The 24,177-nt window shown below is 74.2% G+C and carries 17 protein-coding genes and 3 pseudogenes; 12 read left to right on the top strand and 8 right to left on the bottom strand.

Features of this window, described 5'->3' with window-relative positions; translation table 11 throughout:
• Positions 1-231 precede the first annotated feature (231 nt).
• The 5 genes from SM793_RS16700 to SM793_RS16680 all read left to right on the top strand — a co-directional run bounded on the left by SM793_RS16700 (position 232) and on the right by SM793_RS16680 (position 9,329).
• A complete protein-coding gene (locus SM793_RS16700; RefSeq protein WP_320438968.1) occupies positions 232-1,560 on the top strand; it encodes a hypothetical protein in 1,329 nt (442 codons plus the stop codon).
• The gene (locus tag SM793_RS16695; protein WP_320438967.1) at positions 1,557-6,386 is read left to right on the top strand and encodes an RHS repeat-associated core domain-containing protein; all 4,830 of its coding nucleotides are present in this window, start codon (positions 1,557-1,559) and stop codon (positions 6,384-6,386) included. The genes SM793_RS16700 and SM793_RS16695 overlap by 4 nt, the downstream gene beginning before the upstream one ends.
• Before the next feature lie 349 nt (positions 6,387-6,735).
• Complete coding sequence (locus SM793_RS16690) at positions 6,736-7,098, top strand: peptidoglycan-binding domain-containing protein (RefSeq protein WP_320438966.1); 363 nt, start codon at positions 6,736-6,738, stop codon at positions 7,096-7,098.
• A gap of 222 nt (positions 7,099-7,320) precedes the next feature.
• Positions 7,321-8,400, top strand: a complete 1,080-nt coding sequence (locus SM793_RS16685) for an N-acetylmuramoyl-L-alanine amidase (protein WP_320438965.1) — start codon at positions 7,321-7,323, stop codon at positions 8,398-8,400.
• A 209-nt stretch (positions 8,401-8,609) separates the two neighbouring features.
• Positions 8,610-9,329, top strand: a complete 720-nt coding sequence (locus SM793_RS16680) for a peptidoglycan-binding protein (RefSeq protein ID WP_320438964.1) — start codon at positions 8,610-8,612, stop codon at positions 9,327-9,329.
• Between the two features lie 100 nt (positions 9,330-9,429).
• Here SM793_RS16680 and SM793_RS16675 read toward each other — a convergent pair whose 3' ends face one another.
• Positions 9,430-9,951 (bottom strand): helix-turn-helix domain-containing protein, encoded by a 522-nt coding sequence (locus SM793_RS16675; RefSeq protein WP_320438963.1) that lies wholly within the window; start codon positions 9,949-9,951, stop codon positions 9,430-9,432.
• Positions 9,952-10,479: 528 nt separating this feature from the next.
• Between SM793_RS16675 and SM793_RS16670 the strand changes: the two genes are divergently transcribed.
• The 3 genes from SM793_RS16670 to SM793_RS16655 all read left to right on the top strand — a co-directional run bounded on the left by SM793_RS16670 (position 10,480) and on the right by SM793_RS16655 (position 14,224).
• A complete protein-coding gene (locus tag SM793_RS16670) occupies positions 10,480-10,842 on the top strand; it encodes a peptidoglycan-binding domain-containing protein (RefSeq protein WP_320438962.1) in 363 nt (120 codons plus the stop codon).
• 87 nt (positions 10,843-10,929) lie between these two features.
• The gene (locus SM793_RS36445) at positions 10,930-11,844 is read left to right on the top strand and encodes a peptidoglycan-binding domain-containing protein (protein ID WP_413815973.1); all 915 of its coding nucleotides are present in this window, start codon (positions 10,930-10,932) and stop codon (positions 11,842-11,844) included.
• 394 nt (positions 11,845-12,238) lie between these two features.
• Positions 12,239-14,224 carry an FG-GAP-like repeat-containing protein gene (locus SM793_RS16655; protein ID WP_320438961.1) on the top strand — a complete coding sequence of 662 codons (1,986 nt, stop codon included), beginning with the start codon at positions 12,239-12,241 and terminating at the stop codon, positions 14,222-14,224.
• Between the two features lie 230 nt (positions 14,225-14,454).
• On the opposite strand, the gene SM793_RS16650 is transcribed toward SM793_RS16655, so the two are convergent.
• The 3 genes from SM793_RS16650 to SM793_RS16640 all read right to left on the bottom strand — a co-directional run bounded on the left by SM793_RS16650 (position 14,455) and on the right by SM793_RS16640 (position 18,166).
• Positions 14,455-15,306 carry a hypothetical protein gene (locus tag SM793_RS16650; protein ID WP_320438960.1) on the bottom strand — a complete coding sequence of 284 codons (852 nt, stop codon included), beginning with the start codon at positions 15,304-15,306 and terminating at the stop codon, positions 14,455-14,457.
• A gap of 293 nt (positions 15,307-15,599) precedes the next feature.
• A complete protein-coding gene (locus SM793_RS16645; RefSeq protein ID WP_320438959.1) occupies positions 15,600-17,420 on the bottom strand; it encodes a hypothetical protein in 1,821 nt (606 codons plus the stop codon).
• On the bottom strand, positions 17,417-18,166 hold the full coding sequence (locus SM793_RS16640) for an ABC transporter ATP-binding protein (protein ID WP_320438958.1): 750 nt from the start codon (positions 18,164-18,166) through the stop codon (positions 17,417-17,419). The genes SM793_RS16645 and SM793_RS16640 overlap by 4 nt, the downstream gene beginning before the upstream one ends.
• 528 nt (positions 18,167-18,694) lie before the next feature.
• On the opposite strand from SM793_RS16640, the pseudogene SM793_RS16635 reads away from it, so the two are divergent.
• The 3 pseudogenes from SM793_RS16635 to SM793_RS16625 all read left to right on the top strand — a co-directional run.
• Positions 18,695-19,156, top strand: a pseudogene (locus tag SM793_RS16635) (FAD-dependent oxidoreductase); the annotation flags it as partial.
• Between the two features lie 9 nt (positions 19,157-19,165).
• Positions 19,166-19,405: pseudogene (locus SM793_RS16630) on the top strand (class I SAM-dependent methyltransferase); the annotation flags it as partial.
• Positions 19,402-20,251 (top strand): annotated as a pseudogene (locus SM793_RS16625) (DUF1295 domain-containing protein). The pseudogenes SM793_RS16630 and SM793_RS16625, both read left to right, overlap by 4 nt.
• 312 nt (positions 20,252-20,563) lie before the next feature.
• Here SM793_RS16625 and SM793_RS16620 read toward each other — a convergent pair.
• Complete coding sequence (locus SM793_RS16620; RefSeq protein ID WP_320438957.1) at positions 20,564-21,490, bottom strand: hypothetical protein; 927 nt, start codon at positions 21,488-21,490, stop codon at positions 20,564-20,566.
• A gap of 280 nt (positions 21,491-21,770) precedes the next feature.
• Between SM793_RS16620 and SM793_RS16615 the strand changes: the two genes are divergently transcribed.
• The gene (locus SM793_RS16615; RefSeq protein ID WP_320438956.1) at positions 21,771-22,058 is read left to right on the top strand and encodes a hypothetical protein; all 288 of its coding nucleotides are present in this window, start codon (positions 21,771-21,773) and stop codon (positions 22,056-22,058) included.
• A 222-nt stretch (positions 22,059-22,280) separates the two neighbouring features.
• On the opposite strand, the gene SM793_RS16610 is transcribed toward SM793_RS16615, so the two are convergent.
• The 3 genes from SM793_RS16610 to SM793_RS16600 form a co-directional block, all read right to left on the bottom strand.
• The gene (locus tag SM793_RS16610; RefSeq protein WP_320438955.1) at positions 22,281-22,712 is read right to left on the bottom strand and encodes a hypothetical protein; all 432 of its coding nucleotides are present in this window, start codon (positions 22,710-22,712) and stop codon (positions 22,281-22,283) included.
• A 74-nt stretch (positions 22,713-22,786) separates the two neighbouring features.
• Positions 22,787-23,212, bottom strand: a complete 426-nt coding sequence (locus SM793_RS16605) for a hypothetical protein (RefSeq protein ID WP_320438954.1) — start codon at positions 23,210-23,212, stop codon at positions 22,787-22,789.
• A gap of 448 nt (positions 23,213-23,660) precedes the next feature.
• Complete coding sequence (locus SM793_RS16600) at positions 23,661-24,128, bottom strand: MarR family winged helix-turn-helix transcriptional regulator (RefSeq protein ID WP_320438953.1); 468 nt, start codon at positions 24,126-24,128, stop codon at positions 23,661-23,663.
• Positions 24,129-24,177: the final 49 nt, after the last annotated feature.

The raw sequence follows: 24,177 nt of genomic DNA, 5'->3' as shown, positions 1-24,177 counted from the left end.
TGACCGCCGGCAGGGGGTTTTCCCGTCATCGGGCGGCGGTGGGGGTGGGGCGCCCGGGCGTGCGGGTGGCGGTGGGGCTTCCGTGGCCGGTCCCTGGGGTGCGGACGGACGGGTGGGGCCGGGGGTGACGGCCGGGGAATGGCCGGAGGGAGGCTGGTCGGCGTTTCTGACATGTCTATACCATCAGCCGGATGGCGGTCGCCCCGGCCGCCTGGGACGGGGGGTGGGGACATGTCCGCACGCATGCTCCGAGCACGGCGGGTGAAACGCGGGAAACGGCGCGCGCTGACGGCTGCCGTGGTGGCGGGGGCGCTCGGTGCGAGTCTGCTGACGGGGGTGGAGGGCGCCGCCGCAGGGCCGCCGAAGCCGGGCCCGCAGGCGCCGCCGCCCGCCGCCGCGGTGTCCGACACCGCTTCGGCCCTGCTCACCGCGAAGCTGCGCGGCAGCCGGGTCGAAGTGCTGGGGGCGCGCAGCGAGACCGCGACCACCTGGGCGAACCCCGACGGCACGCTGACCACCGACACGGCCGCCGGACCGGTCCGGTTCCGGCGCGGCACCGACTGGGTGGACGTCGACGTGTCGTTCGGACGGCAGCCCGACGGCTCCGTGGCATCCAAGGCGCATCCGCGCGGGCTCACCCTGGCCGCCGCGAAGGGCGGGCGGGCCGCGTCGTTCGCCGGGGCGGTGAACGCCCCGGCGCAGGACCTGATCACGCTCTCCGCCGGCGACCGCAGCGTGTCGATGCGCTGGAAGGGCGGCCTGCCCCAGCCGCAGACCGACGGTTCCCGGGCCACCTACCCGGACGTGCTGCCCGGCGCGGACCTCGTCATCGACGCCACCCGGACGGGGTACGAGCAGTCGCTGCTGCTCAAGCGCCGTCCCGCCGAGGACGCCACCTTCGTCCTGCCGATCCGGGCCCCGGGGGTCACCGCGGTCCAACAGCCGGACGGTTCGGTGGAGTTCAGCGAGCGCGCCTCCGGCCGCCGGCTCAGCACCATGCCGGCCCCCGTCATGTGGGACGCCACCGTCGACGAGCGCTCGCTGGAGCACACCCGCAGGGCGCCGGTCGGGCTCACGGTCACGCAGTCCGGCGACGACATCGAACTGCGGCTGAGCCCCGACGCGGCGTTCCTGGCGGACCCGGCGACGCGCTACCCGGTCACCGTCGACCCGTCCGACACGGTGCTCTCCGACGTGTTCGACACCTTCGTCCAGCAGGGCGACACGGTCGACGAGTCCGCCTCGACCGAGCTGAAGATCGGCTGGCCGGGGGACTACGCGGACCCGGGGCCCAACACCAAGCCGCGGGTCGCGCGCTCGTTCATCAGCTGGGACATGGCGCCGATCAAGGACGCGCTGGTCTCCAGCGCGACCCTGTCGCTGTTCAACTACCACTCCTGGAACTGCCAGGCGCCCGCCGCCTGGGAGGTGTGGGACACCGGCACCGGGAAGACCACCAGCCGGTGGACCGCGCAGCCGAACTGGTACCAGCGGTACGCCACCTCCACCGAGACCAAGGGCCAGAACTGTCCAACGGCGGCTACGTCAGCGCCGACGTGACCTCCCTGCTGCAGTACTGGGCGGGGCAGCCCTCGACCGCCGTCCAGGGGCTGGGCATCCGGGCCGCCAACGAGGCCGGCACCGCCGGGTGGAAGCGCTTCTACTCCGGCAACGCCGCCGCCGCGCAGATCCCCAGGCTCTCGGTCACCTACAACTACCGGCCCAGGACCGGCACCGACCTCCAGGCCGGACCGCCGTTCTTCCCGGCCGACGGCGGCTACGCCGTGAACACCCTCACGCCGACGCTGCGGGACACCTTCGCCGACCTGAACAACGACCGGGTCGACGGCACGTTCCAGATCTTCGAGGACACCACCGACACCCAGGTCGGGAACCTCCTGGTCTCCCCCTACGGGGCCAGCGGCCAGCCGGTCTCGGTCACGGTGCCGGCCGGCCTGCTCGTCAACGGCCGGAGCTACCGCTTCCGTTCGAACCCGTACGACGGGACCCACTACAACCTCGGCTGGTCGCCCTGGAAGCGGTTCACCGTCGACACGAGCGCGCCGTCGGCCCCGGTGTCGGTCACCTCGGCCGACTACCCCCAGACCGGCTGGGTCAAGGGCGCGGGCCAGCCAGGCGTCTTCGTGGTCACCCCGCCCGCCGCCGACCACCGGTGGATCGAGTGGTCGCTCGACGGGGCCGGGTGGACCAGAGTGGCGACGAACGGCGCCGCCACGCCGGTCCCGCTGCAGATCACGCCCGCCAGGGGCGGCACCAACACCCTCCAGGTGCGGGCGGTCGACCAGGCGGACAACCGGTCCGAGCCGTTCACGTACACCTTCCACGCCGGTGCCGGCGGGCTCGTCGGGGTCGACGAGGGACGGCGCGTCCCGGCCCGGCTCCCGCTGTCCGCGGAGGCCGACTCCAGCCGGTTCGACGCCGTGACCTTCTCCTGGCGCCGCTCCGACGCCGACGCCTGGGCGCCGATCCCGCCCGGCGCCGTCACCGACGCCGGGCAGCCGGTCCCGGCCTGGCCGCAGCCGCTGGCCGCCGGGGTCAGCCGCCCGCTGGTGTGGACCGCGACGGACACCGTCACCCCGGACGGGGCGGTCCAGGTCCGCGCCGACTTCACCGGGCCGAACGCGGCCGCGGCCGCCTCGGACACCGTCAAGGTGGTGGTCGACCGGACCGCCGAGGTCGCCACATCCACCGCGGTCGGGCCCGGCTCGGTGAACCTGCTCACCGGCAGCTTCGGCCTGAGCGCCACCGACGCCTCCGCCTTCGACATGGCGGTCACCCGCACCGCCGGATCCAGGGTCCCGGACGCCGGGGCCCGACAGGACGGCCAGGCCGCCATCTTCGGCAAGGAGTGGGTGTCCGGCACTGTCGCCGCCCGCACCAACCCGACCTACACCGCCCTCCGCCGCACCTCCGACACCTCGCTCGACGTGGCCACCAAGTCCGGCACCGGGATCCGCTTCACGGCGGACGCGGCGGGCACCGGCTGGGTGCCCGAGCCCGGCTCCGAGGACCTCACACTGACCGGCGGCTTCGCGGGCACCTTCACCCTGACGGGTACCGACGGCGCCGTCACCACCTTCGCCAAGGTCACGCCCGCCGCGACGGCCTGGACGGTGACCACCTCGCTCTCCGACGGGCTGGCGAACTCCACCACCGAGGTCGTCTCCGAGGCCGTCCCCGGCCCCGACGGCGCCACCCTCGCCCGCCCGCGGCGCGTCATCGCGGCGAGCAGCGCGGTGACGCTCGGCGCGTGCGAGGCCGCCCCCGCCACCCGGGGCTGCCGCGTCCTGGAGTTCGTCTACGCGCCGGCCACCACCGCGACCGCCACCGTGTCCGGGGACTTCGCCGGCCAGGTCTCGGCCGTCCGGCTCTGGGCGACCGCGCCCGGGGCGGGCAGCGGCACCGCCACCGACGTCGCCCGCTACGCCTACGACGACCTGGGCCGGCTGAGGGAGACCTGGGACCCGCGGACCAGCCCCGCCCTGAAAACCGCCTACGCCTACGACGACGCGGGGCGCGTGGTCGGGCTCACCCCGCCCGGCGAACTCCCCTGGACCTTCGCCTACGGCCGGGCCGGCGGTTCGGCGGCGGCCGGCGACGGCATGCTGCTGTCCGCCTCCCGCCCGACCCTCGCCCCCGGCAGCGCGGACCGCACCGACGGGACGGCGACGACCACCCTGGTCTACGGCGTCCCGCTGACCGGCGCCGGCGCTCCGTACGACCTCGGCGCGGGCGCCACCGCCGGCTGGGGCCAGCGCGACAACCCGACCGACGCCACCGCGGTGTTCCCGGCCGACCAGGTGCCGGCGTCGAGCGACGGCCGGGCCCTGCCCGCCGGCGCCTACACCCGGGCGAGCGTGAGCTACCTCGACGCCTCCGGCCGGCCGGTCGACACGGCCCAGCCCGGCGGGAACATCGCGGTCACCGAGTACGACCGGTACGGCAACACCGTCCGGCAGCTGACGCCCGCCAACCGACTGCTCGCCCTCGGCTCGAGTCCCGCCGACCGGGCGGCGCTGACCGACCTCGGCATCAGCGGCGCCGGGGCCGCCGAACGGGCCCGGCTGCTGTCCACCGAGCACCTCTACAGCCCGGACGGCACCCGCGAGACCGAGACCCTCGACCCGCTGCGCCGCACCGCCCTGGCCGCCCCGCTGACGGACGGTGCCACGACCGTGGCCCTGGCGGGCAACCAGATCGCGGCCCGCACCCGTACGGTCCGCGAGTACGACGCGGGCCGGCCCACCGACGGCACGGCGGTCACCCGCGACCAGGTCACCGCCATGACGGTGGGCGCCCAACCGCGCTCCCACCCCGCCCTGTTCGCCGACGCCCGCACCGCCCGGACCGGGTACGACTGGACCCAGGGCCGGTCGGTGAGCACCACCCAGGACGCCGGCGGGCTCGACCTGACGAAGACCACCGCCTACGACGCCCAGGGCCAGGTCACCCGGACCACCCTGCCGGCGTCCTCCGGCACCGACGCCGGGGCCACCCTCACCACCTACTACACCGGCGACGGCACCGGCCCCTGCGGCGGCAGGCCGGAGTGGGCCGACGCGGTCTGCACGACCGGCCCCGCCGCCGACATCACCGGCGGCGGCCAGAACCCGTCCCAACTCCCCATCAGGACCAGTGAGTACGGCCTGTACGGACAGCTCACCAAGCTGACCGAGACGGCCAACGGCGTCACCCGGGCCACGGTCCGCGACCACGACGCGGCGGGCCGTCCCACCACGGTCACCGTGACCGGCGGCACCGGCGCCGCCGTGCCCGCCGTCACCACCGGGTACGACCCCGCCACCGGCCGGGCGGTGACCACCGCCACCTCCGGCGCGGGCACCGTCACCCGCCAGTTCGACCGGCTGGGCCGTCAGATCGCGTACACCGACGCCGACGGCGGCGTCACCCGCACCACCTTCGACGCCCTGAACCGGCCGGCCGCCGTCACCGACAGCGTGCCGTCCACCACCACCTACACCTACGACACCGCCGCCGAGCCGCGCGGCCTGGTCACCGCGGTGGCCGACTCGGTCGCCGGGACCTTCACGGCCCACTACAACGCCGACGGCGCCGCCGACGCGCAGGGCCTGCCCGGCGGCTACACCGCCCGCCAGATCACCGACCCCACCGGGGCGGCGACCACGCTGACGTACACCCGCGACAGCGACGGCGCGGCCGTGCTGACCGACACGGTGGCGATCACCGCCCAGGGCCAGTGGACCGGCCACACCGGCAACGCCGGCCGCACCTCCGCACAGACCTTCGGCTACGACGGCGCCGGCCGGCTGGTCACGGCCACCGACACGGTCGACGGCGTCTGCACCACCCGCACCTACGGCTACGACCGCAACAGCAACCGGACCGCCCGCGGCAGCACCGCGGCCCCGCCCGGCGCCGACTGCACCAGCACCGGCACCACCCCGGCCGCCTCCGCCTACGACAGCGCCGACCGGCTGACCGACCCCGGCTACGCCTACGACGCCTTCGGCCGGACCACGGCCCAACCCGGCGGCGTCACCAACGGCTACTACGCCAACGACCTGGTGCGGTCGCAGGCCACCCCCGCCGCGCGCCAGACCTGGACCCTGGACCCGCAGTCGCGCCGACGCGGCTGGACCATCGAGGCCCTGAACGGCGGGACGTGGGTACAGACCGGCGTCAGGACCGACCACTACGGCGACGACACCGACAACCCGCGCTGGACGGCGGAGAACACGGCCGGCGCCGTCACCCGCTCCGTCCTCGCCCCGGGCGGCGGGCTCGGCGCCCTGACCTCGGCCACCGGGGACACCGTGCTGACCCTGACCAACCTGCACGGTGACGTCGCGGTCCTGCTGCCCACGGCGGCCGGGGCAGTTCCGGCGGTGCTGGGCTTCGACGAGTTCGGAGTGCCCAGGGCGGGCCAGCAGCCGGTGCGCTACGGCTGGCTGGGCGGCCCGCGGCGCTCGGCGGAGACGCCGACCGGAGACCTCCTCATGGGCGCGCGGCTCTACCACCCGGCGAGCGGACGCTTCCTGCAGACCGACCCGGTGCCGTACGGCAGCGCCAACGCCTACGACTACGCGGACCAGAACCCGGTCACCAACGCGGACCCGTCGGGCCTGTGGCGGGTGAAACTGGAGTGGCACTGGAACGGTGTCGGGATCCGCTTCGACCGCCAGATCACCAACGCGGTGGCGAGCTTCTGGTGGATGGTGGCGGGTGCGATCGGCGCCCTCGTGGGAGGCGTTCCGGGCATCGTCGTCGGGTTCACGCTGAGCCTCGCGAGCGGATACGCCAGCTACGCCCTCAACACGAACCGCTGCCTCTACGGCCGGGTGTACTGGCGGACCATCAGGTACGGCTTCACCCGTTGCTTCTGACACCGGCCCCCCGGGGCGGGGGCGGGGCCGGCAGCGGCCGGTCCTCCCGCCGTCGCGCGTTCCGGTTCCCGGCAGGAAGGCGGCATCCCACCCCGGGGACCGGGGCGGCGACGGGGCGGCGACGGGGCCGGGACGGGGCGGGGACGGCGCGGGAAGAGGGAGGGTGAGGACGAGCGCGGGCCGGGGCGGTCGCCCCGGTCGGTCCAGGATGTCCCAGGGACGGGAAGGCCCTGGTGGGACGGGTGGCGCGGCGCCGAGCATGGGCCGTGTCCGAGTCACGGGCCGCAGACCTGGGGGGAGTGCCCTGCCGGGGCGGCCCGTGACCGCTTCCGAGATGGGGGAACCTTCCATGATCAAGCACGTGTTCCGGCGCGGAGCCGTCACCCTCGGCGCCGCGGCCATGGCCGTCACCGCGCTCGCCGGCGTCGCCCACGCCGACCGGGGCGTCCCGTACGTCAAGCCCGGCCAGCACGGCGACGGGGTCGCCTGCGTGCAGCAGGGGCTGCGCAACGCGGGGTACTCCATCGCGGTCGACGGCCAGTACGGCAACGCGACCTACGCGGCACTGACCGACTTCCAGTACCACCGCGGCCTCTCGGCGGACGGCATCGTCGGCCCGAAGACCGGCGACGCCCTCTACTACGGCTACCTCAAGCCCTCGGGCAACCTGGTCCAGATCGAGTTCTGCCCCACGGTCATCCCCACCAGCTGACCCACCGCCCGGACGCACCGCCCGGACGCACCGCCCGGACGCGCCCGCCCGGACGCACCCGCCCGGACGCACCTGTCCGTACGACGCGTCCGGACGACCCGCCCGCCGGATCCGCACGGCCCACCGCTGCCCTCGCGCCGTCAGCAGGCGCGGGGGCAGCGGTGCTCCGCCGTGCCCCCGGACCTCCCGCTTCCCCTCCGAAGGACACAGGTAGCCCTCGACATGACCACCGACCCCACCCTCTCCCAGCCCGGGCGCCGCTCGGTGCTCGCCGGCGCCTTCGCGCTCGGCACCGGCGCGCTGTTCTCCGCCGCGCTCCCCTCCGGGACGGCACAGGCCGCCACCGGCCCGGTGATCGCCTCCACGGCCGCCTGGGGCGCCCGGCCCGCGTCCGGCCCGCTCGGCATCCTGCCCGGCGCGCCGGACAAGGTGATCGTGCACCACACCGCGACCGCCAACGTCACCAACTACTCGCAGGCCGCCGCGTTCTCGCTGGCCAGGTCGATGCAGACCTACCAGATGGACAGCGAGGGCTGGATCGACACGGGCCAGCACTTCACCGTCAGCCGCGGCGCCTACATCACGGAAGGCCGGCACAACAGCCTGTCCACGCTGGACGGCGGCACCCAGCACGTGGAGTCCGCCCACTGCACGGGGCAGAACACGGTGGCGATCGGCATCGAGAACGAGGGCACCTACAGCACCGTCGACCCGCGCAGCGAGCAGTACGCGGCGCTGGTCGCCCTCATCGCCCACATCTGCCGCCAGTACGGGCTGCGGGCCTACCAGATCTACGGGCACCGCGACTTCAACAGCACCGAGTGCCCCGGCGACCGCCTGTACGCGCTGATACCGCAGCTGCGCCGCGACGTGGCCGCCCAGATCGGCGGGGACCCGACCGGCCCGGTGTGGCCGGTCCTGAGCAGCGGCGCCTCGGGCGAGCGGGTGAGGACCCTGCAGTACCTGCTGGTGCAGCGGGGCGCCTCCCTGACCGTGGACGGCTCGTTCGGTCCCGCCACCCGCAGCGCCGTCACGGCCTTCCAGAACACGGTGCACGCCTCGGCGGACGGCGTCGCGGGCAACCAGACGTGGAGCCAGGCGGTCGCGCCGCTCGCACGCGGGGCCTCGGGCAGCGCGGTGACCGCGGTGCAGAGCCAACTGGTCGCGCACGGTGTCACGGTGGCGGTCGACGGCGCCTTCGGCCCCGGGACGCAGTCCGGGGTGGCGTCCTTCCAGAGCGCGGCCTCGCTGCCCGCCGACGGCGTGGTCGACGCCCGGACCTGGAGCCGGCTGCTCGCCTGACGCCCGATGCCGTACGGCTCCGGCGCCGCCCGCGGACGAGGTCACCGCGGGCGGCGCCGCGTCCGTTGCACCGGGGGCCGGTCCGGGCCGGTCCGGGCCGTCGCGGGATGTCCCTGGAACACCGCGGACCGTGGTGGGACGCCGGTACCCGGGCCGAGAGTGGGCGGCACCGCCTGATCGTCCGACAGGCGCACCGGAAAGGGATGACCGTGAAACACATCGCAGCCCTGCGCGGCCTCGCCGTGGCCGTGCTCGCACTCGTCGCCTTCGCCCTGCTGCCCGCCCAGGCGCAGGCCGTCGACTCGACCACCTGGATCCAGCGCAACCTGGTCGGGATCGGCTATCTGGCGAGCGGCGGCGTCGACGGCGCCTACGGCCCGGCCACCACCGCCGCCGTCCGCGGCTTCCAGCGCGACAACGGGCTCGACGAGGACGGCGTGTACGGCCCCAGGACCGAACTCGCCCTCCACAACAAGGTCGCCGAGGTCCAGCGCGCGGCCGGCTCCGGCGCCGACGGGGCCTACGGCGCGGGGACGACCTCCTCCGTCGCCACCTGGCAGCGGGCGCACGGGCTCGGCGTCGACGGCGTCGCCGGGCCCGCGACCATGAACGCGCTGGGGATCGCCCGGACGGTGCGGATCACCGCGCAGTGGAAGTTCCCGGCCCTCGGCTGGAGCGTGAGCGGGCAGTTCGGCTGCCTGGAGGAGATCTACACCCACGAGAGCGGCTGGAAGGTCTACGCGACCAACCCCTCGTCCGGCGCGTACGGGATACCGCAGGCACTGCCGGCCACCAAGATGGCGTCCGCCGGCGCCGACTGGCAGACCAACCCGGCCACCCAGCTCAGCTGGGGCCTGAGCTACATCAAGTCGCGCTACGGCGACCCGTGCTCGGCGTGGAGCTTCTGGCAGTCCCACAACTGGTACTGATTCTGGACCGGTACTGATTCCGGCAGTCCCGAAACCGGTACTGAGCGGCACGCGGGCAGGGCCCCACCCCGGGCGGGGTGGGGCCCTGCCCGCTTCGTGCCTACACGCCGCCGCCGGGAATGCCGCCGGGAAGGGCTCCGCCGGGAATACCGCCGGGAAGGGCTCCGCCGGGAATGCCGCCGGGAAGGGTGCCGCGCCGCAGCTCCCGTCCCTGGACCACGGACCGCGCCAGACCCGCCGTCAGGGCCAGTGCCAGCACGGTCAGTGACCACAGGGCCATCTGCCGGCGGTCCGGCGAGGCGGCGCCCCCCTCGCCGGGCGCACCGGAGCAGCCGACGGCGCCCGGTGCGGCGGCCGTTGTGCGGCAGGACTCCGCCAGGGTCCACAGCTCCAGCAGACGCCGTTCGTCGGCCTGGCAGACGGCGGCGATCCGCTCGACGGCGTCACGCGGCGGGAACTGCTTGCCGTTCACCCACCGCTCCCACGAGGACTTCGCGTAGTGGGTGCGCTCACTGATCCGGGCGTAGGTCAGGCCGGACGACGACTTCAGTAACCGAAGCTCCTCGGAGAGCCGGTCGGCAGGGCCCTGCGCCGCGCCGCCGGACAGAAGAACATGCTCCATCGTTTGTACCCCCAGGTCGTTCTGGTGCGATCGAGGACGCGTGACGGAGCCGGGTGCCGTGCCGCACTCCCGCCGGCCGGTCCCCACGGGCCGTACCGGTCTCCCGGCGGCCGAGCCCCCCGCCCCCGCGGTGCGCCCTCCCGCAGCACGGCCCACCCCGGGTCGCGTGCTACGGCTTGATCCACTGTGTGCCATTCCCCGGACGAAGATCCACGATCTTCCTGCTTTTGGGACGGTACGACGTACACCACCGCCCTGAGCTGCGGTTTGAGACACCGGGACCGCTCAGGTTGAGACACCGCGAGCCCCGGACGGGCGCCGTGGGACGCCGTCGCCGCCCCGGTACGGAGCCGGCGCGAAGCGCGCCCGACCAGCCGCGACGACTCCGCCTCCGTCCCCGGCCGGCGCGCCGGTGAGGGAGGGCGTCCCAGGGACGCGAAACGTTCGCGGGACGTCGTCGGGGCTTCCTAGTGTCGGCTGCCGACGGTCGTTCCGGCCGCCCTCACCCACATCTCCAGGAGCCCCGCCATGCCCATGTTCCCGGTCATCAAGCGCGCCGCCGTCGTGACGGCCACCGCCGCCCTCGCGGTCACCGCCCTGGCGGGCACGGCCAGCGCCCGGTCCTCGGTCGGCGAGATCGCCTACGGCGACCGGGGGACCGGCGTCAAGTGCGTGCAGCTCGCGCTGAACGCCTCCCTGCACGCCGGCCTCCAGACCGACGGCATCTGGGGCGCCCGTACCGAGACCGCCGTGCGCCAGTTCCAGTACGCGAGCCACCTCGAGGTGGACGGGATCGTCGGCGTCCAGACCGGCTCCCAGCTGCTCGAGGTGATCGTCCACAACGAGCACGACTGGGGCACCACCTGCTGGGAGAACCTGCCGACCTGGTAGCCCGGCCCGTTCCCGGGGCCGTCCGGCGACGGCGCCCCCCTCTTCTCCTCGTCCCCTCATCCCCCTCAGCAGAAGTGAGGAACTTCCGTGAAGCGCTTCCCGGCCGTAGTGGCCGCGGTCTTCGCCGCCCTCCTGGCGGCGGTGCTGTCCGTCCCCGCCGCCCACGCCGCGAGCTGGCCCGTCGTCCGCAACGGCGACCAGGGCGCCAAGGTGTCCACCGTCCAGTACCTGCTGAACGCCCGCGGCTACGCGACCGGCGCCGACGGCGCGTTCGGCCCCGCGACCGAGGCCAAGGTCAAGAGCTTCCAGAGCGCCAGCGGCCTGAGCCCGGTGGACGGCGTCGTCGGCGGCGCCACCTGGCCGAAGCTGATCGTCACCGTCCGCCAGGGCGACAACGGCGACGCCGTCAAGGCGCTCCAGGTCCAGCTGAACGCCCGCGGCGCCAACCTCTCCGTGGACGGCGCCTTCGGAGCCGGCACCGACTCCTCGGTGCGCGGCTTCCAGCAGTCCGCGGGCCTGAGCCCGGTGGACGGCATCGTCGGCCCCGCTACCTGGTCCGCCCTGCTCTCCGGCGGGGGCGGCGGCACCGGCGGCGGCAGCGGCGACCTGCTCAGCCAGTCCCAGGCCGCCGCGCTGCTCTCCTCCGCGGGCATCACCTGGTCCTCCTCGGGCAACTGCTCCGACCGCAACAGCAGCAGCTGCACCTCCTTCGACGGCCTGCGCCGCGCCTCGGCGGACGGCGCCGTCGCGCTCAAGCACGCCGTGGGCGGCTGCGGCCTGACCATCACCGGAGGCACCGAGACCGGCCACGCCGCCGGTACCTACAGCCACGCCAACGGCTACAAGCTGGACTTCGCGATGGTGGGCTGCCTCACCAGCCACATCACCGGCAACTTCGCCTACAGCGGTGTCCGCGGCGACGGCGCCACCCTCTACACCGCCCCCTCGGGCAACGTCTACGCCAACGAGGGCAACCACTGGGACGTGACCTTCACGGGCTGACGGCCACCCGGCCCGACCACACCCCGAGGGGCACCGGACGCATCCGGTGCCCCTCGGGCTTCAAGCAGTCCCGGGGCCGACCTCCCGCAGAGGCGGCTCGGCCGGACTCGCGGCCGAGCCGCCGGGAGCAGGAGTCGTGCCCTGAGGCGGGCGGAGGCGAGAGGCCGGGTCTATCGGAATGCCCCCGTCCGGGCAGCCGGCCCAGTTAGCCTCTCGGTCATGCACGCGTTCGAATCATGCGTCTGGCATGTGGTCACGCCCCATCGGGCGGGCGCCACATTCTGGTTCGGCCGGCGAGCATTCCTGGCCGAACCCTGGTGCATGCTCCGGCGCGACTGACATCTCTGGGCCAGGGGGAAGAATGAGACCAGTTCGAATACGCCGGCGGAGCAGCATGCTGGCACTCGCGGTGTTGACCGTCGCGGGGTCCGCCGTACTGGCACCGCCGGGAGAGGCGGTGGCCGCGTCCGGGCCGACCGATCATGTCATCTTCTGGAACAAGGTCCTGCTCGACGCGTACCGGCAGACCCGCAACACCGGTCCCGGGCCTCTGGCGCACGCGGGAGCCGTGATGCACACGGCGATCTGGGACGCGGTGGACTCGGTCGTGCCCGCCGCCGATCGCCGGTTCCGTCCGTATCTGACCGTGGTGCCGGCTCCCGCCACCGCCTCGGTCGAGGCGGCGATCGACCAGGCCGCGCACGACACCCTGACCGGGCTCTTCCCCGGCTTCAACCCCGGTCACGACTTCGCGGCCGACTTCGGCCAGGCCCTCGCCACGGCACGGGCCACCATCCCGGCCTCCGTCACCGAGACGGCCCGCGACCAGGGAGCCGCTGTCGGAAGCGAGGTGGCCCGGGTCGCGGTCGAGAGCCGGCCCAGCACCACACCCGCCTGGGACCCGTCCTACGCCGTGGACAACGTGCCCGGCGCCTGGCGGCCCACAGACCCGGGGCAGTCTGCTCCGACCAACCCCAACTGGGGCCGGCTCGCTCCGTTCGCCATGACCTCGGGCGCACAGTTCCGTCCCCAGCCTCCCGCGCAGGCCACCTCCTACGCGGCGTTGCTGACCGACCCCGCCTACGCCGCGCAGGTCAACGAGGTCAAGTCGCTGGGATCGGCCACTTCCACCACCCGCACCGCCGATCAGACCGGACAGGCGTTCTTCTGGGCCAACGACGTCGACGGTACCTACAAGCCGCCCGGCCAACTGTTCGACATCACCCAGACGGTCGCCCAGCAGAAGGGGCTGACCCAGCCGGAGAACGCCAGGTTGTTCGCTCTGGTCGCGGTGGCCCTGGCCGACGCCTCGATCGTCGCCTGGGACGCCAAGTACGCGAGCAGCATCGACCTGTGGCGCCCGCAGAGCGCGATCCGCCTCGCGGACCCGGGCACCAGCCCGGCCGTCACCCCGGACCCGGCCTGGCAGCCGCTGTCCGTCAACCGGGCGGGCCAGCACTTCAGCCCGCCCTTCCCCGCCTACGTCTCCGGGCACGCCACCTTCGGCGCGGCCTGGGCCGGGGTGATGCGCGGCATCTTCGGTGACCAGGTCACCTTCACCGCCACCACCGACGACCCGCAGGCAGTAGGGGCCACCCGCACCTTCACCACCTTCACCGCCGCAGCCGGAGAGAACGCCCTGAGCCGTATCTACCTCGGTGTGCACTACCGCTGGGACGCCGACGCCGGAGTAGCGGCAGGAAACTCCCTGGGCGCCTACGTCCGCGGCAACGTTCTCACCGCGGCACCCGCCTATGTTCCCGGCACTGGATGGACCTTCGCGGGAACCGCCGACTACGACGGTGACGGATACTCCGACACCATCGCCCGGGACGATGCGAGCGGCAGCCTCTACCTCTTCCCCGGGGCCGGAGACGGATACAGCAGCCGGGCGCGCGTCGAGATCGGCACCGGCTGGAACAACGCCACGTTCGCCGGTGTCGCGGACTACACCGGGGACGGCAAACCCGACGTCATCTCCCGCAACAACGGCAACGGCAATCTGTACGTCTACCCAGGGACGGGTGGGACGGGCTACCTGGCCGGAGGCGTCGAGATCGGTATCGGCTGGCAGAATTTCACGTTTGTGGGTGTCGCGGACTACACGGGTGATGGGAAGCCTGATGTCGTGACGCGTAACAACGGCAACGGCAATCTGTATGTCTACCCGGGTGCCGGTGGTACCGGTCAGGTCACCGCTGCCACGGAGATCGGCAGTGGCTGGCAGAGTTTCACGTTTGCGGGTGTCGCGGACTACACGGGTGACGGGAAGCCTGATGTCGTGACGCGTAACAACGGCAACGGCAATCTGTACGTCTACCCCGGTGCCGGTGGTACCGGTCAGCTCACCGCCGCGCGCGAGATAGGCAACGGCTGGTGACCCACCGAGCAGGCGCGAGAGCACAGCGCCGGGCAAGGAGGCACCGCAGGGCGGTTCCGCCTTCTCGATGACGTGCTCGTAACCGGCTCGGGCTGCACTCCCGATCGGGGATCCCGCTCGCGCCGCCGCTCCCGACCTCCCCGACGTGCCTGACGGGCCTGACGGGCCTGACGATCTGATCGCCCCGGAACCGGACGGCAGGAGCAGACCTGCCGTCCGGACCGGGTGTGTCAGTGTCGGCCCGGGCGGGTGCGCCGACGCATGACGAGGACACTGCCCGCGCCGACGAGTGCGACGGCGGCCAGCACGGTGAGGCCGACGTCGGCACCGGTCGAGGCCAGGCTGTCCGAGCCCGCTGCCGCCGTGGCGGTGCCGGCACCGGCACCGGTGGACGGGCCGGTGGAGGCCGACTCGCCGGGGTGGGCCTCGGCGCTCCTGCCGGCCGGGGCACTGGTGGACGGGGCCGCCGAGTTGGACGCACCGGCGACGGCCTCGGTGCTCGGACCGGCCGAGGCGCCGGCGGACGGGCTGGAGGTCTCGGTCGGCTTGGGCGACACCGTGGCGGAGGGCGGTACGGAGGCGCTCGGCGACACGGTGCTGGTGGGGGTGGTGCTGGTGGGCGTGGTGCTGGGAACCGGGATCGACGGCGTGCCGCTGGGGGTGACGGCGGTGGCCGGGCAGGTGTGCGAGAGGTTGAACCACCGCACCTCACCGCCCTTGACCTCGGCGCTCGCCGAGGTGAGCTTGGCGCCGGGCGCGGAGCCGACGTAGGCGTGCTTGGTGGTGGGCGGCCCGAACGTCGTCACGACCTGCGGCGCGCCGTTGTCGAAGGCGACGGTGAGGGTGACGAAGTCAGTCGAGTTGCCGGGCAGGACGAAATGCCAGCCGTCCTGGTTGGCGCCGATCGACCCGCATGTCGCCTCGCGCTCGCCGAACCCGGCGGCGGTGATCGGGAGGTCCTGGTGGACGGGGACGGTGTAGGTGCCGCCGGTGACCGCGAAGGCCACCGGGCCGGCGGAAACGGCCGTGAGACAGGCTGCCGCTGCCGTGAGGGCGACGCGGGCGGTGAGAGATATGCGCATGGTTACCGTTCGCTGTGATGAAGGACCGAGGGCCCGCAGCCCACCCGTCGGGGGTGGACCGGGACCGCCTCATCTCCGTCAGCGTCGGCACGGTCGTCAGTGTCACACCCGGGACCCGATTCGCAGACAACGATTCGGCACGGTCAAGTGGTGGCTGACACTCCGGCTCACGCGCACAGGCGGCCCGGCCGCTCCGCTGTGAATGATCACGGGCCCGGCCCGCGTGGGTGCGGCCCGGGCCCGAGCGGTGGTGCGCCGAAGCGTCGGAGATCGACGAGCCGCGCAGTACGGATCTAGGAAGTGCTCTCCCCGGGGCGGACCCTGCTCATCTTCGCCGCCCTGGCCTGCGCCCAGCGCAGCAGCAGGACCGCGACCACCACCGCCATCAGGACGGCCTTGCCGACCGGCACGGCCGCCCCGCCGCGCAGCGCCGACGAGAACATCGGCGTCAGCGCCGCCACACCCACGGCAGGCCCGGCCGCGTACCAGACCGCGAACAGCAACGGGCCCGTCCCACCGCCGGCGCCCTGGGACGGGGAGAACATCAGGTCCTTGCGCAGCACCCCGCGGCAGGCGTTCACCAGCCCAGCCGCGACCAGCGCCGGCGCGGCGGCCGGTGCGAGCCACGCCGCCGGGCCCGTGCCCGCCGCCAGCAGCGCCCCGGTGCAGGCCAGCCCCAGCAGGACCCCGGCCAGCGTCGGAACGACGGCATGGCGCAGCATCAGGGCGGCGAACGGATAAGGCGACCAGGAGGCCCGCCGGACATCGTCCGTCTCGATCCGCGCGGGCTCCAGCAACTGCGCGACGGCCAGGTAGCCGAACGTCAGCGCGACGGCGGTGGCCAGCCAGGACAGCACGCCCGCGGCGCCGTGCGCGAGCACGGCGCAGAGCAGCGCGGGCACCACCAGCACCATCGCGCGGCCCAGCCGGGCGGGGGAGCGGAGCAGGGCGAGGGTGTCCCGCCACGGCACCACCAGCCAGGCCCGCCGGGGCGCGGGCAGCCGGAGCCGGCGTTGCCGGGCGCTGCCGTTGGCGCTGCTCACGGCCAGCCGCGCGCTGCGCAGCTCGACGGTCCGCAGCGCGGCCAGCACCCCGGCGGCGGTCCTGGCCCGCTCCCGCAGCCGGGCCAGCGGAACTGTCGCGGCGGCCCGGTCGCCGAGCACCAGGGCGGCCCCGGTCGACACCAGCAGCAGTGCGGCGGCCACCCAGCCGCCCGCCACGGCGGCGGAGGTCGGCGCCAGCGCGGCGATCGCGGCCCAGCCCCACGGCCCCGACCACATCTCGACCAGCTCCAGCCAGCGCACCGGGTGACCGGCGACGGCCAGCGCGCCCTGCCCCGCCAGCGCCATGATCAACAGTGTCAGATACGGAGTGAGCCGGCGCACCCAGCGGGCGGCGCGGTCGCTGCGCTCCACCACCAGCGCGGCGCAGGTGGCCAGGAGCGGCACGCCGAGGCCGCCGAGCAGGCACCAGCCGAGCGCGGCCGGCAGGCCGGCCCGGACGGTGAGCCCGAGCGCGACCATGCCGCCGACCGCCGCCACCAGACCGGGGAACGCGGCCACCGCGCAGGACAGCCAGAACCACGGCCGGAGCACCGGACGGGGCCGGACGGGGTGGATCAGCAGCCAGTCGGCCGCCGCCCGGGGCGGCACCACCGGGCCGCGCCACAGGCCGTCCCGGACCAGCAGGAGGAAGGTGGTCAGCCCGATCGCGGTGATACCGGCGGGCATCGCGGCGAGCAGGTCGCCGCCGTGGCCGGTGTAGTCGGCGCCCATGGAGGCCTGGAGGAACAGGCCGAGGCTGGGCACGCCGCCCCAGATGATCAGGATGAGGACCACACAGTAGAGGGCGTAGCCGACCGACTTGGCGCGGTTGCGCCGGTGCGGGGCGCGCAGGGTGCGGAGCAGGGCGAGCGTCTCGTCGGTCCAGTCCTCGGACCAGTCGGTGTCCGTCCAGCCGTCTTCGGTCGAGCCGTCGTCCGCCCAGCCGCCGTCGCCGTTCGAGTCGTCGGCCGTCCGGTCGTCCGACCAGTCGTCGTCCGTCCGTGCCTCGGCGGCGGCCTCGGCGGCGGTCTCGGTGGCGGCTTCGGCTTTCGGGGAGGGAGCGGCGGTCACCGGGCACCCGCCGAGCCTGCCGCGGCGCGGGCCGCGAAGTCCGCCGCCAGCACCTTGCGGGTGGCGCCCTGCTTGAGGATCTTGCCGTCCTCCAGCACCACCACCCGGTCGGCCACGTCCAGGGCCAGGTCGGTGTGGTGGGTGACCAGCAGCACCGCGACGCCGTCGGCCAGCTCGGCCTTCAGCAGGTCGGCGAGGTGCCGGCGGGCGTCCGGGTCGAGCCGCTGCTCGGGTTCGTCCAGCAGCAGGAGATCGCGCGGGCGCACCAGCGCGCAGGCCAGCAGCAAGGCCTGCATCTGTCCGGAGGAGAGGGCCGAGGGCAGCGCGTCGGCCCGTTCCGTGAGCATCCGGCCGTCCAGTACCTGGGCGACCCAGTCGGCCGCGTCGGCGACCCCGTGCGCGACCGCGACCAGCAGCAGGTGCTCACGGACGGTGAGGTCGGGGTAGCAGGCGACGGTGTCGCCGACCACGGCGACCCGGGCCCGGACCCGGGGGTCGTTCTCGTCCATCGGGATGCCGTCGAAGACCACGGTGCCCTTGCTGGGGGCGTCGCGTCCGGCCGCGACCCTGAGCAGGGTCGACTTGCCCGATCCGTTGTGTCCGAGCAGCGCCACGCACTCTCCGGCGGCCAGCGACAGGCTCACGGGGTGCAGCACCTCCCGCTCGCCGTACGAGCGGCTGACGCCGGTCAGCTGCAGCAGGGGCCTGCGGGCTGCGGTACGTGGTTCGGCGGCGTTCTTGGCCATGGGGGAGGGAGCCTCTCAACGGGTTGTGCGGCCACAGTACCGATCCGCCGGCGGCCGTCCGGGTGAGGGTGACCGCCGCCGACCCGCGGGCCGTGCGACACCGGGGCCCCGCCCCGCAGGCTGACGGCGTCGCCGCTGCCCTCGGACGCTGTTCCGGTCCCTTCCGTCGGCCCTATTTGTACATCGTGGCCACGGCCCGGACCGCCCTTGGCCAGGCCGTAGCCGCCGACCCACGACAGCGCCCGCCGAGGACGGTCGCCGACGCGCAAGCGAGGCGGCACCGCCGCGGCCGTCGCCATGGGCCAATCCGATTCGGGCGCGGTTGCGAAGAACGGGTGCGACGACATCGCGGGCCGCGCCGCGGCCCGGTCGGGAGGGGAACCCGTGACCGTGTTCGACACCGTCTCCGCCGCGCCGGACCCGCCGGACCCGCAGGCGGGCGCGGCCCCGCAGGCCGGCACGGCGCCCGCCGCGCCGCACCTCGGCACGGCCGCCGCCGCCCCACGCCCCGGCGCGCGTCCGCGCACGGTGGCGGTGGTGGGATCCGGCGTCGCCGGGCTCACCGCGGCGTACCGGCTCTCCCGGGCCGGGGTGGAGGTCGCGCTGTTCGAGGCGGACGACCGTCTCGGCGGCCACGCCCACACCCAGGAGGCCGTCGGCCGGGACGGGCGGGCGGTGCCGCTGGACACCGGATTCCTGGTGCACAACGAGCGCACCTACCCGCACCTGGTGAACCTGTTCGCGGAACTCGGCGTCCGCACCCGGGACAGCGAGATGAGCATGTCCGTACGCTGCGACGGCTGCGGCCTCGAGTACGCGGGCGCGCGGGGACCGGTGGGGCTGTTCGCCCGCCCCGACGTCCTGGTCCGCCGCCGGTACCTGCGCCTGCTCGCCGAGGTACCCCGGTTCCACCGGCTCGCCCGCCGACTGCTGGCCGACCCGGGGGCCGGGGAGCCGAGCCTGCGGGAGTTCCTCGCCTCGGGGCGGTTCGGGACCGCCACCCGTCACACCCGGCTGCGCCTCACCCGCGACGACGCGTTCGGACCGCACTACGCCGAGACCCTGCGCCTGTGGCGCGAACGCTTCACCGAACGCTCGCCGCAGGTCGCGGCCCTCGGCTTCGACGAAGTCTTCCGGCGCATGTGGGAGCTCTACCTCGCCCACTCCGAAGCCGGTTTCCGCACCGGCTACCTCGACCTCCACCAACTCCTCCTCACTCGCGACGAGGACCGACCGTGAACGCCGCCGCCCTCGGGCTCAACCTCGCCGTCACGGCCGCCGTCGCCCTCGCCGTCCTCCTCCTCGCTTTCGCCGCCGGAGTGCGCTCCGGGCGCCACCGGGGCGTCGACACGGCTTGGGGACTCGCGTTCACCGCCGTGGCGCTGACCGGCTTCGCGCTCTCGGACCACTACGGGGACCCGGGGCGCCGCCTGCTGGCCACCCTGCTCGTCACCGTCTGGGGCCTGCGGCTGTCCGCCCACCTGTGGTGGCGCTCCCGCGGCGCTCCCGCGGCGCCCCCGAGGACCCGCGCTACGCCCGGATGCTCTCCCGCGTCCCCGAGGGCCCGGCCCGCACCCGGTACGCCCTGCGGATCGTCTACCTGCTCCAGGCCGCCCTCGTCTGGTTCGTCTCCCTGCCCGTGCAGGCGGCCCAGTACCTTCCCCACCCGCCCGGCGCGCTCGCCTGGGCGGGCACCGCACTGTGGGTGGTCGGCCTGTTCTTCGAGGCGGTGGGGGACCGACAGCTCGCCCGCTTCAAGGCCGACCCCGCCAACCGCGGCCGGATCATGGACCGCGGCTGTGGCGCTGGACCCGCCACCCCAACTACTTCGGCGGCGCCTGCGTCTGGTGGGGCCTGTTCCTGCTCGTCGCGGACAGCCCCATCGGCTGGGCGTTCGTCCTCAGCCCGCTCCTGATGACCTACCTGCTCGCCTTCGGCAGCGGCAAACCGATGCTCGAACGCCACCTCACCCCCGAACGACCCGACTGGGCCGCCTACGCCGCCCGCACCAGCGGCTTCTTCCCCCTCCCACCCCGCCGTCCCCCGGCGACCCCACCCACCCCGCACTCCGGTACCCGCCCCTGATGCCGGCCGGCCCGTCAGCGGCTCCTGACCGCGCCCTCGCCCACCCTGACCGACCGCAAGGCCCCGGCCGGAACACCCACGCTCGACGCGTGCCCGGAGAAGGGCCGGGCCCGGCTCTCCTACCGCCGCGCCGAGGAAGTCTTCGAGGAGAACACCCGGCTGCCGGCCACCCCCCTCGCCTCACCCGAGGACATCGAGGAGCTGAACGGGTGGCCGCTCCACCGCCTACGTCACAGCGCCCTGACGCACGACGCCGAGGACGGCACCTCCACCCCGATGCTGCCGGCCCGCTCCCGCCCCGCCTCCGGCCGCTCAGTCGCCCGACACGTCGCCGAACGCGACCCCGCCGCACGTCGCCGGACGTGACACCCCTCGTTCGCGGCTGGTGACAGCATTCTTACCGGCAACCGGGTCGGTGGCCAGGAACCGGTGCAGCGAGCCGGCCATCGCGTGCACGAAGGCGTCCTGCTCCGTCCTGTCCAGCAGTTCCAGCGAGAGGTACGGGTTGAGGTCCTCCAGCTCGACCAGCAGCAGTTGGCCCGCGCGGGTGCGGCAGGCGTCGACGCGCTGGATGCCGTGGTCCAGGGTGTTCCACCGCACGAACCGGTCCGCGAACGCGAGGTCGTCGGCGCTCGCGCGGTACGGTTCCAGCTCCCAGCGGCGCTCGGGATCCGGCGCGTACAGGGCGTACTGGAAGGCGTCGTCCACGTAGTAGAACGACACCTCGTGGCGGAAGTCGATCCGAGGCTGGACCAGCATCCCGCCGAGGTCCACGCCGTCGAGCCCGGCCCGGTCCAGAAAGACCAGGCCGATGGAGTCCGCGCCCGCCTTCGGCTTCACCGCGTACTGCGCGGTCGCGGGAAGCCGCGCCAGGTCCTCGGCGCGGTCGATCGTCGGGATCACCGGGTACCCGGCGGCGGTCAGCTCGGTCAGGTACTGCTTGCCGCCCATGTCGCCGCGCCCGGTGAGCGGGTTGTAGACCCGGGTGCCGCGGGCGAGGGCCTGCGCCCGGAACGCCTCGTACGCCCGCTGGTAGTGCAGGACCGGGCCGCTGTTGCGCACCACGACGGCGTCGAAGCCGTCCATCAGCGCGGCCGCGTCCAGGGGGTGGCACACCGCGAGGTCGAACTCCGCCCGCAGCCGCGAGGTCAGCAGGATGTCCTCGTCGCAGTACCGCCGTCCGCGGGCGGGGTAGGCGAGGTCGGAGACGAAGAGGATGCGGGGGCGGGCGGTGGCCATGGTGCGGCTCCTTGTTCGAGTCCGCCCACGATAGTTCCTGCTCCCCGGTGCTCCCGGGGCGGTCCCACGCCACGGGGCGGCCTCGGGTGTTCGAGCCGTCCGGTGTTGTCCGCGGCCCTCCCGTCCCCCGGCGGGCGTGCGAGGAGATCCGAGTCGACTTGGCGGGACGGGGTCTGCGGTGCGGCCGGGTGCGGCTGGCGACGGCGGGTCTCACGGCGCTCGCCGCCGGGGTCGTGGCCCTGGTCGCGCCGCGCAGGAGGCCGCACCGACAGGAGTGGCGGTGGCCGTGCTCGCGCTGGGCGTGCTGCTCGCACCGGTGCGCACCCTCGCCGGGCGGCGCCTGCTGTGGGACCTGCGCCGCCGTCACCCCGCGCCGGGGGCGACCGGCGCCGGGGCGGTGGGACCCGAGGAGGCCGGCCTGCTGACCGCGTCGTACGGTCGCCGGGCCCTGCGTCGTCTGCGGCCGGACTTCGTGGCGGCGGCCGGGCTGCTCGGAGGTCGTGCGGCCCGGGAGACCGTCGCCCGCAGTGGCGGCGGCCCGTACGAGGGCTCGAGCGCCCTCAGCTGACATGTCGGCATCCGAGTGCCGACCGGACGGCGGCACTCGTCGCGGTCGCCGTCGTCGCCGCCGCCGTCCACCGCCCGCCCGCACCGCCGCTCCCGCCCGCGCCGTGCCGCTGCTCCACCCGGCCCCACCGGTGGGCCGGGGCCCGGTGGGGCCGGGGCTCCTGCCGGGTGTGCCGCCCCCGTTCGGCCGGGGGAGGGACAGGGGCGGCACGGCGGCGGCGGGTCAGGCCTTCGCGTCGGCGGAGGATTCGGCCCGCTGCTTGGCGACCAGCCGGTGGCGCAGCGCCGCGGCGGCGGGGTCGGCGTCGACCTCGCGCCAGCGGCGGCGGTCGAAGCCGGGCGTGTCGGCCCACTCCTCGGCGGCTTCCACCAGGGACTGCCAGCTCTGGCGGAGGTTGTTCAGATTGTCCGTCCGGTGCCGGTCGTCGGGGGTATCGATCAGACGCTGGAGCGTCGCCTCGGCGCGCGCGGTCGCGGTGCGTACGAGGCTGGACAGCGCCCGAGCGGCGCGCTGTTCCGCGCTGCCGAACGCGCCGTCCCCTTCCATCGGAAGGATCTGCTCGCGGAGGAAGGCATGGATGGCCCGGACATCGGCCGGGGTGAGGTCCACCGCGTAGTGCAGCGGCTCGGTGGGCGGGGTACTGGTGTCGGCCACGGGAGTTCCCTCGGACTCGGGAAGGCGGTCGGACGTGTCGTCACGCCGACTCGATCGCCTCGGACAGGCCATGTCTATCGGATACGACGGGATGTGACGAATGTTTCGGCGAGACCCGTCCGCCGGTGCGGCGGGCTGTACGAGCCGCCGATGAAGTTCATCGACCCGCCGCGCTCGTTGGGTACGAAGATGCCGGACCGGAACTCGACCTTGCAGTCACGGAACCAGTAGTTGAGGAACTGGTCCTGCTGTCCCTCGGTGGGCTTGCCGCCCATCACCAGGAAAGCGTTGGCGTAGGAGCCGCTGATCTGACAGTGGTCCCAGCCCGTCTCGCTGTTGAGGTTGGAGGTGCCGGCCGGCCCGTCCAGGTCGATGCCGGCCTTCCAGGTGCCCTGCCACTCGACGTCGGTGTACCAGGTGTCCTGGACGCCCTTGCCCACGGCGGAGAGCGCGAGCGTGCGCCCGCTCGGGTCGGCGCCCTGGGCGACGACGTCGACCACGTAGTCCGCCGGGGCGGCGGTGGGCGCGGCGGTCGCCGCCGGGGCGCCGCGGGTGCCCAGGGCGATGCTGCCCGCGAGCGCCCCCGCGCCGGTCGTGCCGGCGAGCAGCGCCCGTCGGCCGGGCCGACCTCAACTCCGAGTGCGCCCCTCCTCGCCCGCCTTGCCCCGACTCCCTCCGGGGGGTGTCAAACAGGTGTTCGCCGGCCTTGACGGTTTCGGTCCGGGTGGGGCGACGGATCTCCATCCGAGGATGCTGACAGGGTCCGGTGTCGAAGGCCGGTGATTTCGCCACCCGGGCGCCCCGGCCCGAAATGCGGTTCCGTTTCCGGTGCCCCGACCGTCGAAGCCGCCCCGCTGCTGCCCCGGGCCCCGCACTCCACGGGCGCCCGCCACCGTCTTCCGGGCCCGACTCCCCGTCGCGGGCGTCCTCGTCCGGTCCGCTCTCGGGTCAAGGGGAACGGAGGGGCTGGTCCTGAGGGGCGGCGGTCTCGGGGAATGCACGGCCCAGCAGGGTGTGCAGGGTGGCGCGCTCGTCGGGTGTGAGGTGTTCGAGCGCGGTGAGGCCGGACATCAGCTCGGCCCGGATGCCGTGGACGGTGTGCTCGCCCTGTTCGGTCAGCACGATGTTCTTGATCCGGCGGTCGGCCGGGTCGGTTTCCCGGCGGACGAGGTGTTGGGCCGCGAGCCGGTCGACGATGCCGGTGATGTTGGAGGCGTCGCAGGCCAGCAGGTCGGCGAGGGCGCGCATGGACCGGGGGCGGACCAGCAGGCTGAGCGTCTTGCCCTGCATCAGGGTGAGCCCGTGCTCGGCGGCCACTGTCGCGAAGTGGCGGTAGTAGGACGCTGCCGCCCGCGCGAGCCGGTCCATCAGCTCTTCGGGGGAGGGCGCTGGTGCGGGCCGGGGCGTCTGGGGCATGGGTCCAGCATAGGGAGATCGGTTGACATCATCAACCATCGAGGTTTAC

The sequence above is a fragment of the Kitasatospora purpeofusca genome, from assembly GCF_034043715.1.
In the GTDB taxonomy this organism is placed as follows: domain Bacteria; phylum Actinomycetota; class Actinomycetes; order Streptomycetales; family Streptomycetaceae; genus Kitasatospora; species Kitasatospora purpeofusca_A.
The sequence above is the reverse complement of the archived record's forward strand: the minus strand, read 5'-3'. Positions and strand labels throughout refer to the sequence as shown.